Annotated in this window: 16 protein-coding genes; 4 read left to right on the top strand and 12 right to left on the bottom strand. The window is 62.8% G+C overall.

Going from position 1 to position 15,036, the window contains the following annotated elements:
- Positions 1–317 precede the first annotated feature (317 nt).
- The 8 genes from AC6CIA_RS23170 to gspG form a co-directional block, all read right to left on the bottom strand.
- Positions 318–1,517 carry a substrate-binding domain-containing protein gene (locus AC6CIA_RS23170; RefSeq protein ID WP_498315467.1) on the bottom strand — a complete coding sequence of 400 codons (1,200 nt, stop codon included), beginning with the start codon at positions 1,515–1,517 and terminating at the stop codon, positions 318–320.
- A gap of 348 nt (positions 1,518–1,865) precedes the next feature.
- Positions 1,866–3,077, bottom strand: a complete 1,212-nt coding sequence (gspF, locus tag AC6CIA_RS23165) for a type II secretion system inner membrane protein GspF (RefSeq protein ID WP_498315465.1) — start codon at positions 3,075–3,077, stop codon at positions 1,866–1,868.
- Complete coding sequence (gspE, locus tag AC6CIA_RS23160; RefSeq protein WP_498315463.1) at positions 3,077–4,495, bottom strand: type II secretion system ATPase GspE; 1,419 nt, start codon at positions 4,493–4,495, stop codon at positions 3,077–3,079. The genes gspF and gspE overlap by 1 nt, the downstream gene beginning before the upstream one ends.
- A gap of 247 nt (positions 4,496–4,742) precedes the next feature.
- Positions 4,743–7,058: a type II secretion system secretin GspD gene (gene gspD, locus AC6CIA_RS23155; RefSeq protein WP_498315461.1), complete on the bottom strand. Its 2,316-nt coding sequence runs from the start codon at positions 7,056–7,058 to the stop codon at positions 4,743–4,745.
- On the bottom strand, positions 7,055–7,597 hold the full coding sequence (locus tag AC6CIA_RS23150; protein ID WP_498315459.1) for a type II secretion system protein M: 543 nt from the start codon (positions 7,595–7,597) through the stop codon (positions 7,055–7,057). Before AC6CIA_RS23150 ends, gspD begins: the two co-directional genes overlap by 4 nt.
- Positions 7,590–8,729, bottom strand: coding sequence for a type II secretion system protein GspL (gene gspL / locus AC6CIA_RS23145; protein WP_498315457.1), 1,140 nt, complete (start codon positions 8,727–8,729; stop codon positions 7,590–7,592). The genes AC6CIA_RS23150 and gspL overlap by 8 nt, the downstream gene beginning before the upstream one ends.
- Entirely contained in the window at positions 8,726–9,682 is a 957-nt protein-coding gene (gspK, locus tag AC6CIA_RS23140) for a type II secretion system minor pseudopilin GspK (RefSeq protein ID WP_498315455.1), read from the bottom strand. Before gspK ends, gspL begins: the two co-directional genes overlap by 4 nt.
- An 8-nt stretch (positions 9,683–9,690) precedes the next feature.
- Positions 9,691–10,140, bottom strand: a complete 450-nt coding sequence (gene gspG, locus AC6CIA_RS23135) for a type II secretion system major pseudopilin GspG (RefSeq protein ID WP_498315453.1) — start codon at positions 10,138–10,140, stop codon at positions 9,691–9,693.
- 148 nt (positions 10,141–10,288) lie between these two features.
- Between gspG and gspI the strand changes: the two genes are divergently transcribed.
- The gene (gene gspI / locus AC6CIA_RS23130) at positions 10,289–10,690 is read left to right on the top strand and encodes a type II secretion system minor pseudopilin GspI (RefSeq protein WP_498315451.1); all 402 of its coding nucleotides are present in this window, start codon (positions 10,289–10,291) and stop codon (positions 10,688–10,690) included.
- Here the strand turns inward: gspI and AC6CIA_RS23125 are convergent.
- Positions 10,677–11,108, bottom strand: coding sequence for a type II secretion system protein N (locus tag AC6CIA_RS23125; protein ID WP_498315449.1), 432 nt, complete (start codon positions 11,106–11,108; stop codon positions 10,677–10,679). The genes gspI and AC6CIA_RS23125 overlap by 14 nt on opposite strands.
- Before the next feature lie 87 nt (positions 11,109–11,195).
- On the opposite strand from AC6CIA_RS23125, the gene AC6CIA_RS23120 reads away from it, so the two are divergent.
- Positions 11,196–11,657, top strand: coding sequence for a GspH/FimT family pseudopilin (locus AC6CIA_RS23120; RefSeq protein WP_498315447.1), 462 nt, complete (start codon positions 11,196–11,198; stop codon positions 11,655–11,657).
- Positions 11,654–12,262 carry a type II secretion system protein GspJ gene (locus tag AC6CIA_RS23115; protein ID WP_498315445.1) on the top strand — a complete coding sequence of 203 codons (609 nt, stop codon included), beginning with the start codon at positions 11,654–11,656 and terminating at the stop codon, positions 12,260–12,262. The genes AC6CIA_RS23120 and AC6CIA_RS23115 overlap by 4 nt, the downstream gene beginning before the upstream one ends.
- Before the next feature lie 17 nt (positions 12,263–12,279).
- On the opposite strand, the gene AC6CIA_RS23110 is transcribed toward AC6CIA_RS23115, so the two are convergent.
- From AC6CIA_RS23110 to AC6CIA_RS23100, 3 genes are read right to left on the bottom strand one after another with little or no spacing between them, the layout of a single operon-like run.
- Positions 12,280–13,206: a FecR family protein gene (locus AC6CIA_RS23110; RefSeq protein WP_498315443.1), complete on the bottom strand. Its 927-nt coding sequence runs from the start codon at positions 13,204–13,206 to the stop codon at positions 12,280–12,282.
- A 36-nt stretch (positions 13,207–13,242) separates the two neighbouring features.
- Complete coding sequence (locus tag AC6CIA_RS23105) at positions 13,243–13,788, bottom strand: sigma-70 family RNA polymerase sigma factor (protein WP_498315441.1); 546 nt, start codon at positions 13,786–13,788, stop codon at positions 13,243–13,245.
- A complete protein-coding gene (locus AC6CIA_RS23100; RefSeq protein ID WP_498315549.1) occupies positions 13,785–14,435 on the bottom strand; it encodes a secretin and TonB N-terminal domain-containing protein in 651 nt (216 codons plus the stop codon). Before AC6CIA_RS23100 ends, AC6CIA_RS23105 begins: the two co-directional genes overlap by 4 nt.
- Positions 14,436–14,666: 231 nt before the next feature.
- On the opposite strand from AC6CIA_RS23100, the gene AC6CIA_RS23095 reads away from it, so the two are divergent.
- On the top strand, positions 14,667–14,969 hold the full coding sequence (locus AC6CIA_RS23095; protein ID WP_498315439.1) for a hypothetical protein: 303 nt from the start codon (positions 14,667–14,669) through the stop codon (positions 14,967–14,969).
- Positions 14,970–15,036: the final 67 nt, after the last annotated feature.

Below are 15,036 nucleotides of genomic sequence, written 5' to 3'. Positions count from 1 at the left end.
CGCTTCAGGTATGGGGGTTAGGCAGTTGGCGAGAGAGCGGACTGAACTTTTGTCACGGAAAATTCATATGAGGAGCTGGGAAGAAACCCTCTTCTGTAGGAGCGAGCCTGCTCGCGAAAAACCTGAGGACGCCTCGGGGCACCAGACTCCCGCGTCATCGTTAACGACTTTCGCGAGCAAGCTCGCTCCTACAGAGAAGATGGAATGCGTGTGCGAAAAACACGCCGCCGTAGTCCGATAGTGACCCCCACAACGAAAAAATCAGCAACGGCAAAAGCCGTTGCTGATCAGGTCTTTCAGCTCAATGACTGCTGAAGTTACAGCGGACGACCAATGCCGTTGCAGACGTCGGACTTGCCGATGCTCAGGGCGTTGGTTGCAGTGAGGAAGGTGTCACGAATAGCGGTTTTCCAGTTGGCTGGCAGCGGCACGAAACGGTTGTTGCGAATGGCATTGTCGTTGTTGGTCAACGCGCTCGAACCGTAGTGACGAGTGAAGAACGTACGCACTTGCGAGGTCTGGCCCGCATCGGCGTAGCACTGGCTGAAGATCAGGTTGGTGAAGCCCAGGATCGGATAACCGGTGGTTGGGTAAGGCACCACGCTTGGGTCGGCAGGGTTGGCGGTCGCCGCGAATACCGGAACCCAGGCGTTCTGGTTGGCACGGTTGGCAACGACCGGCGGAGTGACGGCACTGATCGCGGCGGATACGTTGGCGGGAGCAGGCGAAACGCCGGCGACCCTGGCCACTTTGGTAGCGTCATCCAGACCGGCCAATGTGGTCGCCGCGTAGTCCGGGCTCATGTAGGTGATACGGCCTTGGGCGGCGTTGAGCGTAGTCATCACACCCTCGCTGGTATCCAGCGCACCTTGTTGCAGCGGGTTGATTGCGCCAGCCGGCAAACCACCGGAGAAGCTGGTGTCGAAAGCCTGGGTCACGGCAAAGGTACCGCCTTCCTGGGCCACGCTGCACTTGGCGTTCAGGAAGCGCGTGAACAACTCGGTGGTACCGCTGTTGCCTTTGCGATAAACCACGGTGATGGCGCCGGTACGACCGGAGTTGGTGATCTGGTTCCAGTTGGTCAAGCGACCCGAGAACACGCCGCACAGTTGGTCAACGGTGAGGTTGACCGCATTGGAACCGGTCTTGTTGAACGGAATGGCAACCGAAGTGGCCACCGAAGGAACCTGGATCAACTTGCCCCAAGCGGCGTTATGAGCGCTGGCATAGTTGCTCAGTTCGACGGCGGAGAGCTTCGAATCGCTACCGGCCCAATGCACATTCTTGTTGGTAACGCCGGCCACGAACTTGGTGTAGTCGTTGTTCAGGAAAGCCAGTTTACCGTTGCCGCTGCCGACACCGATGTAAGGCGCGAAACCGGCAGTCAATACACCGGCAGTCTGATACAGCGGCTGTGGCAGGGTCGCACCGCCGCCGTTGACATCAGCCAATGCAGCCTGGGCCGAGCAGAGGGCCGCGAGGGTCATGGATACCGCGAGAACATTGCGCTTAAACATGAAGAAGCTCCTTTCGTCGTGTTCATACGTTGAGGTAGATGGCTCTTGCATGACGCTATGGCGCTCGATTCCCACGCCTTGAACCAGAGGGTTTGCGAGATGAGGCCATGACTAAGAAGTTCGCAGTTCCCGATGACAGATGTAGGAAAAAACCTCGGGAGAAAGCGCTTGATTTTTAAAAAGATTCTCGGGTGTTCTGGCAATATTTCGGGCATTTTTCGGCCCAGGTGACAGCCAGGTTTCAGGTCGGACTCGCATCACCCGCCTGCAGGGGATGCAGGCCGTGTGGCGGGGTCAGGTAAATGACAGAACAAGGAACCCGAGGTCTGGTAGCAGGACGCTCGGGAGCTAAGTGACCAGTTGGTTGATTTCGATAATCGGCAACAGTATCGCCATCACAATCACCAGCACCACGGCGCCCATCACCACGATCATCAGCGGCTCGAGCAAGGCGGTCATGCCCATGGCGCGGCGCTCGATATCTCGCGACAGGGTTTGCGCGGCGCGCTCAAGCATCGGAGGCAGGGAACCGGTCTTTTCGCCGCTGGCAATCAAGTGGATCAATACCGGCGGGAAGACCTTCTCCACCGCCAACGCCGGGGCCAGGTTGACCCCTTCGCGAACCTTGGCGGTGGCATCGTTGACGCACTGGTTCAGGCGATCATTGGAGAGTGTCTGGCGCGCCGCTTCCAGGGCGCGCAGCAACGGCACCCCGGCCCCCCCGAGGATCGCCAATGTCGAGGCAAAACGCGCCGTGTTCAGGCCCAGCACAAAGCGCCCTATCAGCGGCAGGCGCAGCACGCGGCTGTGCCAGTTCAGGCGTGCAACAGGATTGCGCAGGTACAGGCGCCAGCTCCAGAAACCACCGACGATCCCGGCAAAACACAACCAGCCCCAGGTACGGATAAAGTCGCTCGCATTGAGCATTGCCAGGGTCAGCCCCGGCAAGTCCTGGCGTGCCTGGGAAAACGCGCTGACCACCTGGGGCACCACGTAGCTCAACAGGAAAATCACGATCCCGATGGACACCAACCCAACCACACCGGGGTAGATAAACGCGGTGAGGATCTTGCCCCGCAGGTTATTGCGCTCTTCGATATAGTCCGCCAGGCGCTCCATGACCTGGGCCAGGTCGCCGGACTCCTCCCCCGCCGCAATCAGCGCCCGGTAGATCGACGGAAAATCCCGCGGCCGCGCCGCCAGCGCATCGGCCAGGCGCATGCCACCGCGCACATCGGCGCGCACGCCACTCAAGGTCTGGGCGATGTGTTTTTTTTCGGCTTGTTCAACCGTGGCACTCAAGGCCGCCTCCAACGGCAGGCTGGCCCCCAGCAGACTCGCCAACTGTCGCGTGGCCCAGGCCAGGTCGTTGTCCGACAGCTTGGCACTGAACAGACTGCCGCCGGCCACCGTGCTCGGGTTGCCTTCGATTTGCACCAGCAACGCCGTCAGGCCACGACTGCGCAAACTGGCAAACGCCGCGCTCTGGCTATCCGCCTCCAGGTGCCCGGATTCCAGCTTGCCGTTGGCATCGGCGGCTTCATAGCGATAGCGATTCATCAGGCGTCCCGTGTTACGCGCAGGATTTCTTCCGGTGAGGTGGCGCCGCTGCGTACCCAGCGCTCACCGTCCTCACGCATGCTGAACATCCCGGCGCGGCGGGCAGCGAGGCGCAGGTCTTGCTCACCGGCACCCTGGTGAATCAGCCCTCGCAGATCATCGTCGATGCAGAACAACTCATGAATGCCGGTACGCCCGCTGTAACCCACCTGATTGCACTGCTTGCACCCCACCGGCCGCCACGTACCGGGCGCGGCCGGGTCTTGCTGCTTGCAGTGCGGGCACAGGCGCCGCACCAGACGCTGGGCCAATACACCGAGCAAGGACGAGGCCAGCAGGAACGGTTCGACGCCCATGTCGATCAGGCGATTGACCGCCGACACCGCATCGTTGGTGTGCAACGTGGCAAGCACCAGGTGCCCGGTGAGCGAGGCCTGTACGGCGATTTGTGCGGTTTCGAGATCACGGATCTCGCCGATCATGATGATGTCCGGGTCCTGGCGCAGGATGGCCCGCAGCGCCAGGGCGAAGGTCATGTCGATCTTGGCATTCACCTGGATCTGGCTGATGCCCGGCAGGTCGTACTCCACCGGGTCCTCCACGGTGAGGATATTGCTGGTGCTCGCATCCAGTCGCGCGAGGGCCGCGTAGAGGCTGGTGGTCTTGCCGCTGCCGGTGGGCCCGGTGACCAGGACGATGCCGTGGGGCTGGCGGATCAGGCTGTCGAGACGCGCCAGCAGTTGCGGATCCATGCCCAGGGTTTCCAGTTGCAGGCGTCCGGCCTGCTTGTCGAGCAGACGCATCACCACCCGTTCGCCGTGGCCGGTAGGCACCGTGGAAACGCGAATATCAATCGGCCGGCCGGCGACTCGCAGAGCGATACGGCCGTCCTGGGGCAGGCGCTTTTCGGCGATGTCGAGCTGGGCCATGATTTTGATCCGCGACACCAATGCGCCATGCAAGGCTTTGCGCGGCGACACCACATCCCGCAGCGTGCCATCGACCCGATAGCGCACCACGGAATGGGTTTCAAAGGGTTCGATGTGGATATCGCTGGCTTCGTCGCGCGCGGCCTGGGTAAGCAAGGCGTTGATCATACGGATCACCGGGGCGCCGTCCTGGGTGTCGAGCAGGTCGGTGATTTCGGGAATGTCCTGCATCAGACGGTCGAGGTCGACTTCGTTTTCCGCGGCGCCGACGACCGCGGCGGCGCTGCCGGTGTCGGCGTAGGCACTGGCCAGGAGGCCGTCGAGTTCGTCGTCGCGCACCTGTTCGATGCGCGCTTCACCGAACTGGCGAAGCACTTCGCTGATGGACCAGCCTGGGGTGGAGGGGCAGATGGTCAGGGTGCGGCCTTCCTGGCCGGGGTGCAGGAGGATGCGCTGGGATTTGGCCCAGGCGTAGGGGAGCAGGCTCACAGGTAGAGGCCCTTTTTAGCGGGGGCATATCCGTTGCGGCCTACCGGCCGACTTGAGTGGTGTAGAGCAAAAACAAAAACAAACGCAAACGGGGTCAACAGGTGGGAGCGGGCTTGCTCGCGAAGCTCGTTAAAGATGACGCGGGTATCCTGGTTCAACACGGCGCTCTCAGGTTTTTCGCGAGCAAGCTCGCGCCTACAGAAAGGCGCACCGCAGCCACGGACATGCCCCCCATCTCCCTCCCCCATCATTGCGGCACCGCCCGAATCACCGCCCTCGGCATCTGGCCTGTCCCGGGAATCGCCTTCTCCACCGAAGGCAGCTGCGGCGCCTGCACATCCGGCATCGCCCAACTACGCTCCGGTTGCAACCCACCCTGGGCGCGGCGCATGAAGTCATAGCGATTAAGCGTAATACTGCGCCCCGCCTCACTGTCCCGAATGATGTAAGGCCGCAGAAACACCATCAGGTTAGTCTTGCTCACACTGCGCGACTCATTCCTGAACAGCGCCCCCAACCCCGGGATATCCGACAACCACGGCACCGCGTCATTGCTCTGGGTGTAACCGTCCTGCAACAGCCCGCCCAGCACCATGATCTGCCCGTCATCCAGCAGGATGCTGGTATCAATGGCCCGCTTGTTGGTCACCGTTCCCGCATCCCCCGAAGCCCGGGCATCGACGCTGCTGACCTCCTGGTAAATATCCAGCTTCACTGTGCCGCCCTCGGAAATCTGCGGGCGCACGTTGAGCTTGAGCCCGACTTCTTCACGCTGCACCGTCTGGAATGGATTGTTGCTGGTGCCCCCGCCGCCTGTCACATAGCTGCCGGTGACGAAGGGAATGGTCTGCCCGACAAAAATGCTCGCGGCTTCGTTGTCCAGGGTCAGCAGGTTCGGCGTGGACAAGACGTTGGTCCCACCTTTGCTCTTCAACGCCCGCGCCAGCACCTTGAGGTCCAGCACCTTGCCGATGCCCGGAATGTCGACCGTGCCATCCACCAGACCGATATTCAGGCCCTTGGGCAGCACATCGATGCTGGTCTTGCTGGCCGGCGCGGCATTCAGGCCGCTGCCACCGAGGTTGACGCCGCCAAAACCACCCTTGCCACCCAGGTTGCCGGCCTGCCACTGCACACCGAACTCACTGGCATCGTCCTCCGCCACTTCGACGATCAGGCTTTCAATCACCACCTGGGCCCGGCGCTGGTCAAGCATGTCGATGACTTCCCGCAGGTTGCGATACAGCGGCTCCGGCGCGGAAATCAATAAGGTGTTGGTGGTGGCGTCGGCCTGGATCGTCACGCCACCGGCGCTGAACGCGGTGTTCTGGTCGTCGACTGCAGTGTTCCCGCTGCTACTGTTGTCCTGGCCATAGCCGGTGGGCTGTACACCATTGCCGGTAGGCGTACCACTGCTGTTCTGGGAACTGCCTTGCCCGTTGGCGCCCGCTGCGCCCATGGTGCTCAATTTGGAACGGGCGTTGTCACTCACGCCACTCTCGCTTTCGCCGGTCAGCAACCCCCGCAACGACTGGGCCAGCTTGCCGGCCTGGGCGTTGCGCAAGTACACCACATGCATGTTGCTGGGGTTGCTCTGGGCATTGTCGAGCTTGTGGATCAGGTTACGCGCCAGTTCCGTGCGCTCGGGGCTGCCGGCGCGGATGATGATCGAATTGGAGCGCGGGTCGCCGATCACGTTGATCTTCTGAGTCTGGTCGCCGCCCTGGGTTTCCAGGAGTTCACCAACCATCGCGGCGATGTCCACGGCGATACCGTTTTGCACCGGCACCACATCGGTGTCGATCGCGCTCGGCGTGTCGATACCGTCGATGATCTGCGCCACCCGCGCGAGGTTTTCCGCGTAGTCGGTGATGACGATGCTGTTATTGCCAGGGTAGGCGTTGATCGGGTTGTTGGGTGAAACAATCGGGCGCAGCACCGGGATCAGGTTCACCGCATTCTCGTATTGCAGCCGGAAGGTACGGGTCTGCATGCCATTGCCGCTGGGGCTGGCCGCGTTGTAGATCGGTCCACCGAGTAGCTTGGCATCGGCCTCCGGCACCACCTGGGCGACACCGCCAACGTCCACCACGCTGAAGCCCTGCATGCGCAACGCCGCCAGCAACATGTCATAGGCTTGATGCGCCGGGACCTGGCCTTCGCTGACCAGGGTCAAATTGCCTTTTACCCGGGGGTCTACCAGGAACTGTTGGCCGGTGGCACGGGACAAGGCCCGCACTACGGCCTGGATATCGGCCTCGACAAAGTTCAGTTGCACGGGCTGATCACCCAGAGGGTTGCGCACTTTGGCAGGCGCAGCGGCATGACCACGCGCGCTGTGGGTGATCGGTTGCTGCACCCGCGGCCGTTGGACGACTTCGCGCTGGCGGTCCAGCAGCGCATCGCCACTGCGACGGGTATCGGCCAGGGGTTGCCCGAGTTCGCTGTCCACCAGCAATGGCGGCGGTGTCGGCGACTGGGTGTTGCTGCAGGCACTGAGCGCCAGCAACAACAATGGCGCAACCTGCCGAAACGGCGCCGGATTGGGGAGTGACCACTTCATGAAGCTTCCTTAGCGCCAGGCGCCTGATCCATGCGAACGGTCCCGGACACGTTGCCGGCCGGGTTTTCAACGACGTCGCCGGCACGCTGCAAACGTGCCTCGGACACCTCCAGGGAAAATACACGTGGATTGGCCAGTAACCAGCTCACCACGGCATCCGCCGGGGCCTTGTCAAAGGTCAGGCGCCAGCTACCGGATTCCAGCGTCTGCAACTGGTAGCGGTCTTGCAGGCCGGCGCTGTCGAGGGCCTGCCGCAGGGCGGCTTCCAGATCTTGCCCGGCGCGCACGCCGGTACCCGCGGCGGTGCCCTGCAATAACACTCGCAAGGTTTCGGCTTGAGTGCGCAGCTTGGGGGTCTCGGCCTGCCAGTATTCGATCTGTTTCAGCGGCGGCTCAATCAACAGCAACCACACCAGCATCCCTGCCAGTACCGCCACCCCGCCCCCCAGCAGGCGCTTTTCCCGCAGCGCCAAGCCAATCCAGAACCCCCGGAACTGCCCATGCAGGCGCTGATACGTAGCCATTACGCGCTTATTCATTGTCAGTTCCCGAGCTTGATGGGCTGTCGGCAGGCTCGGCGAGCGGCTCAAGGGTCCAACCCTGCTCATCGCGCCGCACCGTGAACCCGGCCTGGGCCAGCGCCGCCTGCCATTCGCCTTCGGCGGCCGGGCTGCCACTGTCGGGCAACAGATTCAGGTGCAAACGGCCTTGCTCGAAATTCAAGGTTTCAACACTACCGACCATGAACGGCAGGTTGCTGCCCGCCAGTTGTAACAAGCTGCTGAAACGCTGACCGGCATCAGCGACACCGTTCTGGCGGGCAGTCAATTGCTGGCGCGCCTGCTGCAACGGGTTGAGAATCACCGGTAATTCGGGAAAGGCTTGTTTGACCTGGGCCACCATCCGCGCCTTGAGTTGCTGACCTTCACCTACCTGATGCGCGGCGTACAGGTTCAGGCCCAGGGTCCAGATCACCACGGCCAACGCCGATAACCCCAGCGCCCTGCCCCATCCGGCGCTGCCCGCACCGCTGCGTTTGAGCCGAGCGTGCAAGCCCCAATTCGGTACCGCCCCCTGCCAACGCTCAGGGGACTCCATCGCAACCTGATGCAGATCAGCGCCGCCGCTCAGCAACGCCTGTAATGCTTGTTCACCCAAAGGGTTCAGCGCCGCTTGCTGGAGGCTGTGGCGCAACAGCAAATGCCCCTCGACACAGGCCGCCGTCAAGCGCCCGGAAGATGGCACAGGCAAAGCATAGGGCGCCGGGTACAGACCACGCAGAGTGATACGCGCCTGGACCATGACCCGATGCAAATGCTCCAGACGGGCTTTAGGCAGCCAGCCCACCTGGACCTGGCCGTTGCTTTCACGGGGACCGTGGGCAACCTGCATCTGCTCCAGTGGACCAAGGATCAACGCCTGGGCTGCACAGGCCACGGCGGCAGCCACCTTGGCCGGCGGCAATTGCGGCAATTGCAGGCTGGTAAGCAGGCTGTCCCGAGGGTGCAGAAAACACTCCGCCGTCAATGTTTTATGGCCCTGGCTTACCTGTATGAGGCTGGCCTGGCCTTCACGGCTGACCTGCCCGGCGCGGTCCAGCCAGGCAAACTGCACCGGGCTTTCGACACTCAAGTGTTCCAGCGGTGGCAAGGCAATCCGCAGGCGTGTCATGCGCCCACCCGCCACCAGATAACCCGGGCTTGCCGGTCTTCGGGGCGATAGAGCAGCGCCTCCGCCCTGACCCGGCGCTGCTCGCGACGGGCCTGGCCCTGCCAGCGAAACCATTCGCTGGTGATGCCCACTTGCACCGTATCCACCGCGACCTGGGGCATACGCAGGCGGTTGACAAAATCCCCGCGATTGATGAACCAGCGGCCGCTGTCACGCTCGATCACCAGTGCCTGGGCCTGGGGCAGACTGAGCCCCGGCACCACCGCGCTAAGCACTTCGGCACTGGCGGTATTGCCGTTGACCCAGGTAGTGTCCGGCAGCACGCTGACGAACTTGGCCATGCGCGTGAGCACGCGCGGCTCCAGGCCCTTGATACCGGACAGATCATCCAGGCTGCGCAGCATCGGATATTTGGCCGGGAGTATTTCGGCGGCGGCGCCAGGCACCGTGCCACGTGGGTTGTTCACATCAGTGTGTGGCGATGAGTCGGCCGGCGGCGTCGTGCGTTGGTCATAGGAGGCAATCACGCGCTGGCTGATGCGCTGGCTGACCACGGAGTCGATACCGATCAACTCGCACAGGCGCTGGAAGTTCTGCAACTGCGTGGCGTCCGGCATCTGTTGAGGCACCAGGTTGCGCAGATTGAACTTGCCTTGCTCGTCATCCAACTGCCCCTCGACAGCACCGCCAAAGGGCCGCGCCCACGGCTGATCGAGACGCGTCAACACGTCCTTCTGCCGCGCTTCCCATAACAGTTGGCGGCTCGCCTGCAGCCCGCCCTGCAACAACCAACTGCCCTGGACGCGCAGTTGCTCGGCCTCAAGGCTACGGGTGAAGACGGTTTGCCGAGTCAACATCGCACCCGCCATCACCGCCACCACGGCGGCGATCAGCAAGGCACTGATAATCGCCATGCCCTGCTGCTTCGCCACTGGGGGCGAATGCCTGTTCATGACGCGCCTTACAACTGCCAGGAGCCGATATCGGCGTTGACGCCGTCGCCATCAGGCTCGCCGTCGGCGCCCAGGGAGAACACATCGACTTCGCCGTTGGCGCCGGGTTGGAGGTAGTGATAAGGACGGCCCCAAGGGTCGTTGGGCAGGCGTTCGAGGTAGGCGCGCCAGTTTGTGTTTTTCGCGTCAGCCGGACGCTCTGCCAGTACCTTCAATCCCTGGGTCATGTTCGGGTAGCTGCCGTGGTCCAGGCGATAGAGCTTGAGCGCCTGCATCAGCCCGCCGATGTCCTGTCTGGCGGCGGTGGCCCGCGCCTGGTCCGGGCGATCGAGCACCTTGGGCACGACCATCGCGGCGAGAATCCCGAGAATGACCACCACCACCATGATTTCGATCAAGGTAAAGCCACGCTGGCCAGCAGGGCCTCGCGACAGGGACTTGAAGTGCGCGATATCCATCTCGACGTTCCTTGGCTTGAGTGCTTTTCGTCGCGCAGTGTTGCAAGACTACATGTCAGGCGTATTGAAAATCCTCGGGAGCTTCGGTAGCCAATCGGTCAACTCCAGAGGCTAGTCTGCGGGCCTGTTTCCCGGCATTGAGTAGACCATGCGCGGCCGTCGCAGAAGCGAAGGTTTCACCCTGATTGAAGTGCTGGTGGCCCTGGCGATTATCGCGGTGGCCATGGCGGCGGCCGTGCGTGTGGCCGGGCTGATGACCCAGAGCAACGGCCTGTTGCGGGACAAGTCGATGGCGTTGCTGGCGGCCCAGAGTCGCCTGGCGGAACTGCGCCTGGACGAACGCCTGAAACCCGGGCGCCGAACCTTCGAGTGCGATCAGGGCCGGCTGAAATTGCGCTGTGAGCAAGTGATTGACGCAACGGCGGACGGGCGCTTGTTCAAGGTCAACGTACGGGTGCTGGACGCCGCCCGTGAGGCGCCGCCCTTGGCACGGCTGGAGACATTAGTCGCGCGTCCGCCAGCGCCCGACAGACAGGCTAGGGTCGAGTGAGCATGGGCAAGACCGGTGCGTCGGGCAACTTGTCCAGGCTTACCCGTTCCTGTTCGCCCCCGCGCTCGATCACCACCGCGTCGCCCTCGATGGCCGCCAGGTGCACGCCGGGACTGAGACGCTCACCGGGCAAGAAACTGCGCGGCGGGCCGTCGTTGAGGCTGAGAATCGCCACCGCTCCCTGCGCGCCGGCCAATACGCCAGACACCTTGATGTGCACAGCCGCCGGGACATTGGAAAACCACTGCAAGGCCGGGTTATCACTGCGGGGGGCCAGTGTCTGGGGCGCCACCGCAGGAGTATGGGATTCGGCGGACGTCAGCAACAACGGCGTCCACACGACAACGCCGGCCAACGTCGCCAACAGTGCCAGGGCCTGGATGCCGTGGGCGGGAGATAAGCGATCGATGAATGCCATGGGTGGGACCTCCTGTTTGTCCGTCCCGACAGCCTACAGGGCAATTCTCACGGTTTTATTTCACCCGCCCGCCTTTCTGGAGCGAGCATGACCCATCGACCACAGCAAGGCTTTACCTTGATCGAGCTGATGGTGGTGCTGGTGATCATCGGCATCGCCAGCGCGGCCATCAGTCTCAGCATCAAGCCGGACCCGCTGCACCTTTTGCGCAAGGACGCCGACCGCTTGAGTCAACTGCTGCAAATAGCCCAGGCCGAAGCCCGCGCCGACGGCCGTGCGATCACCTGGCGCGCCGATGCCAAGGGTTATGGCTTCAGCCGCAATAGCGAGGTCGGTGCGGGCGTCGATGATTTCAACGGTGACCCGCAACTGCACCCGCGCGCCTGGGAAAACACGCCGATGCAAGTGAGCATCGAGCCCAGGCAAACCCTGAGACTGAATGCCGAATGGATCAACCCGCCGCTGCGCGTGATCCTGTCTGACGGACAGCACCGCCTCAGCGTGCAACGCGATGCAGCCGGCGTGCTGCGGGTCGTGAGTCGACCATGAACAGCTCACAGCAAGGCTTTACCCTGATCGAAGTGATGGTCGCAATCATGCTGATGGCGGTCGTCAGTCTGATCGCCTGGCGCGGCCTGGACAGCGTCACGCGTGCCGATGCCCATTTGCAGGCCAGCACCGAACAGACCGAAACGCTGCTGCGCGCGCTCAACCAGTTGCAACTGGACGTCAGCCTGCGGGCGGGGGTTGAACTGACGCCACCGCCTAGAGAGGATCAGCCGCCACCGCCCGACGCGCTGGCCGCCGTCACGGTGCGCAGCTCAGACAGCAAGGGCTTTGGCCTGGAACTGATCCGTAGCGCGCCGATCCCCGGCGATGGCCTGCAACGCGTGCGCTGGTGGCTCAAGGGCACCACCTTATACCGCGCCGCTGCGCCGGCGCGGGATCGCTATCCGCTGCCAGCGCCCAACAACGGGGTCGCAGTGCTTGCCCAGGTCAGCGATCTGCAAGTCCGGGTTTGGGACAAACACAAAGGCTGGCGGCAGTTGAGTGGCAATCGCCAGGAGAACCCGTCAGGGATGGAGATCACCCTGGTGCGCCAGACGCCCCAGGGCATCGAGCGCTATCGGCAGGTGCTGGGGCCGCTGGACTGAGGTCAAGCCTGACGCGACTAGCTGAGCAACACCACCCCGCCCGGTAGCTCGGTGCATTTGGCGCCATAGGCGTCACGGATCAACAGCGCCACGCCCGCCAACTGCTGCAGGCTGAACCGCGCCTGGACCCGCCGCTTGCCCAGTTCACGGTTAAGCAATACCAACATCCCCGGCCGATAGCGGTTGATTTCGTCAATCACCGTCTCGAGGGGCGCATTATTGAACACCAGCACCTGATCACGCCAGGCAATGACCGCTTGGGTGTCGACCGCCATCGGCGTTCCCAGCCCCGCGGCGTCATAGGTCAGTTGGCGACCACTGTCCAGGCGCACGCTCCGCCCGCCGACCTCGACCGCTAGCCATCCTTCAATGCATGTCACACACACGCTGTGATCGGTATTGCGCACATTGAAACGCGCCTGGGTCGCGCTTAACCAGCCGGCACCCGCCTGAACCGTGAGGGGTTGAGCGGTGCGGGCCAGCACTTCGACCTCCCCTTCGAGCAATTCGATTCCCTGCTCGCTCCGGCTGATCCGGGTCTGGGTATTGAGCTCCAGGCGGATCCCGTCCCGCAGCTCGACCCGACGCTGTTCTCCGACTTCAGTGTGGTAATCGGCGCCTAGCCCGGCAACGCCTCCGGGCAGCGAAAACTGCACGACGAACAACGCCGCCGAGGCCGCGATCGCCCCACCCAGTAAGGCTCGTCGGCCAAAATGCCGCGGTGCGCGCATTTGCTCGGCCGCCGGTGCCAGCTGGTGCCAGAGTGCCTTGGCCTGGTCGAACGCCTGGGCATGTTCTGGGCTCTGCGCACACCAATGGCGCAAGGCCTTGGCATCGGCCACTGTGGCCTGGCCGGAAGTCAGCAGCACCAGCCAGTTGCGCGCTTCGCTGCGCAATTGGCTGTCGGGGGTGTCCGGGGCGGTGGGCAAGCTAAAAATGTTCAAGCGCACGGGTACTCACGGATTATCAGGGACTCATCACTAAGACGGTTTTCCGGCCCCGGGACCGAACCGCTGGATGACTTTTCTTTCCAGGCGCAAGGCACAGTGTCCCAGGGCGGCCTTGATTTCCTTCTCGACCATGCGCGTGGAGATGCCGAATCGTTGGCTGATTTCCAGGTGCGGCGCCTCTTCCAGGCGTGCGGCGATGAGGATCTTGCGGCGCCGCGCCGGCAATTCGTAGAGGGCTTTGAGCAAGGATTGGATGTCTTTCTGACCGCCGACCACACGGGACGGGTCCTGGGCTTCGTCGCCGGTTTGCAGCAGCTCTTCGATTTCGCTGCCGGTCAATAGCCGGGCATCGGCCTGGCGCCGGTCGGCGGCGATGTTCAGGGCTATGCGATACAGGTAGGCATTGGGTTGTTGCAGGTTCGGCGGGATGTCCATGCGGTCGACCCGCAGATAGGTTTCGTGCAACACGTCGTTGGCCAGGTCCTCGGAGCCCAGACGCTTGCGCAGACGCACCTTGAAGTCCTCGTAGGAAGCCAGGAACAAGCTGACCATCGGACTGTACCCGCTGTTTTTCATGCCCCGGAAGCTCCTTTCCGCGCTGTACATTCCATGGTTTTTCCTGTGGTATCGCGGATTAAAAGCAAGGTGAACGGCGAACGTAGCGAACTGGGTGCCGGGCGCCCCACCCGGGTAGCGCCCAGACTGCGTATCAGCGCCTCATCGCGCCGTCCATCGCCGGTGGAACTGACCAGGCGGCTGTATTCGATCACTCCGTCGCGGTTGATCCAGACCTGCACCAGCGCGCGAAAACTGCCGGGGCGGGTCAGCGGCGAACCACACAGACTTGATTCAATGGCTTGCTGCAAGGCCATCGCGTAGCTGCGATTGATACGCGCCGCGCCCCGGGCTGTCAGCCCGCGATTGGCAACCGGTCGGCTGACCTCAGGCACCTGCAAGGTGAACGCATCGCTGCGTGCATAACGCGCCATCAGGCCACTCCCTGTGAGTAACAGGCTCAAGGCTTGTTGGGCGCTGTAGCGCCCGTGTACCCCGAACGAACGTCGGCCTCGGGTCAATTCCCGGTCAACCAACACCGCCATGCCGGTTGCACGGCTGAAGGCTTCCAGTGCCGGCGCGAGATTCTGCGCGGGTAGATCCAGCCTGAGGATCGGCCGCTCCTCGGTTTGCGCCGCGGAGGCTGCCCATAACAGGTCCGACACCATCCAGGCCAGCAGCAAGCCGAGGCAGCAGCGCGTGCGCCTCCAGGCCCACTCCTCGACCCCTGCTTTGCATTGCCGCACGGCTGACGTGTCCTGCGAAAACCGTCATCCTGAGGCCAATTTATGAACCTGATGTTACGGTAATAGCAAAAAAAACATCACGCTCCCGCCACTTCCGCTGGGCTAGACTTGAAGCCCATACCGGCCCTCCCTTCGGGCCCGCCAGGAGGCCTGATGAAACGCTTTGCGATTCTTTTTATATGTTTGGGCTTACCATTGGTGGTGCACGCCGAGGAGGCGCCTGCCGGCTGTGTCGAAGCCAATGTCGGCGGCTACAAGGCGCCGGACTATGCCTGTCTGAGCCAGCAAATGGGCAATAACCCGCAGGGGGAAAAGGCCACGCAGAAGAACCGTGAAGCGCAGAACATCGAGATCCACAAGCGAGCGCCACACCAGATCGGACTGTCGACCCCGGCGGCGACCAGCGTGCGGATGGGCAATACGTTCGGGAATTCAGTCAAGCCGCAGCGGCCATGACGTAGGGCAATAAACCGCAAACAATAGGAATATGCCGGGACTTTTGCCAGAATGCGCAACTTGGAAA

The sequence above is a fragment of the Pseudomonas sp. GQ91 genome (assembly GCF_059758795.1).
This window is presented reverse-complemented; position numbering and strand designations above follow the sequence as displayed.

Excerpts from the sequence above, each read along its gene's own strand:
- AC6CIA_RS23170 (WP_498315467.1), bottom strand. The coding sequence starts at position 1,517 with ATGTTTAAGCGCAATGTTCTCGCGGTATCCATGACCCTCGCGGCCCTC.
- gspF (WP_498315465.1), bottom strand. The coding sequence starts at position 3,077 with ATGAATCGCTATCGCTATGAAGCCGCCGATGCCAACGGCAAGCTGGAA.
- gspD (WP_498315461.1), bottom strand. The coding sequence starts at position 7,058 with ATGAAGTGGTCACTCCCCAATCCGGCGCCGTTTCGGCAGGTTGCGCCA.
- AC6CIA_RS23150 (WP_498315459.1), bottom strand. The coding sequence starts at position 7,597 with ATGAATAAGCGCGTAATGGCTACGTATCAGCGCCTGCATGGGCAGTTC.
- gspL (WP_498315457.1), bottom strand. The coding sequence starts at position 8,729 with ATGACACGCCTGCGGATTGCCTTGCCACCGCTGGAACACTTGAGTGTC.
- gspK (WP_498315455.1), bottom strand. The coding sequence starts at position 9,682 with ATGAACAGGCATTCGCCCCCAGTGGCGAAGCAGCAGGGCATGGCGATT.
- gspG (WP_498315453.1), bottom strand. The coding sequence starts at position 10,140 with ATGGATATCGCGCACTTCAAGTCCCTGTCGCGAGGCCCTGCTGGCCAG.
- gspI (WP_498315451.1), top strand. The coding sequence starts at position 10,289 with ATGCGCGGCCGTCGCAGAAGCGAAGGTTTCACCCTGATTGAAGTGCTG.
- AC6CIA_RS23125 (WP_498315449.1), bottom strand. The coding sequence starts at position 11,108 with ATGGCATTCATCGATCGCTTATCTCCCGCCCACGGCATCCAGGCCCTG.
- AC6CIA_RS23120 (WP_498315447.1), top strand. The coding sequence starts at position 11,196 with ATGACCCATCGACCACAGCAAGGCTTTACCTTGATCGAGCTGATGGTG.
- AC6CIA_RS23115 (WP_498315445.1), top strand. The coding sequence starts at position 11,654 with ATGAACAGCTCACAGCAAGGCTTTACCCTGATCGAAGTGATGGTCGCA.
- AC6CIA_RS23105 (WP_498315441.1), bottom strand. The coding sequence starts at position 13,788 with ATGAAAAACAGCGGGTACAGTCCGATGGTCAGCTTGTTCCTGGCTTCC.
- AC6CIA_RS23100 (WP_498315549.1), bottom strand. The coding sequence starts at position 14,435 with ATGGTGTCGGACCTGTTATGGGCAGCCTCCGCGGCGCAAACCGAGGAG.
- AC6CIA_RS23095 (WP_498315439.1), top strand. The coding sequence starts at position 14,667 with ATGAAACGCTTTGCGATTCTTTTTATATGTTTGGGCTTACCATTGGTG.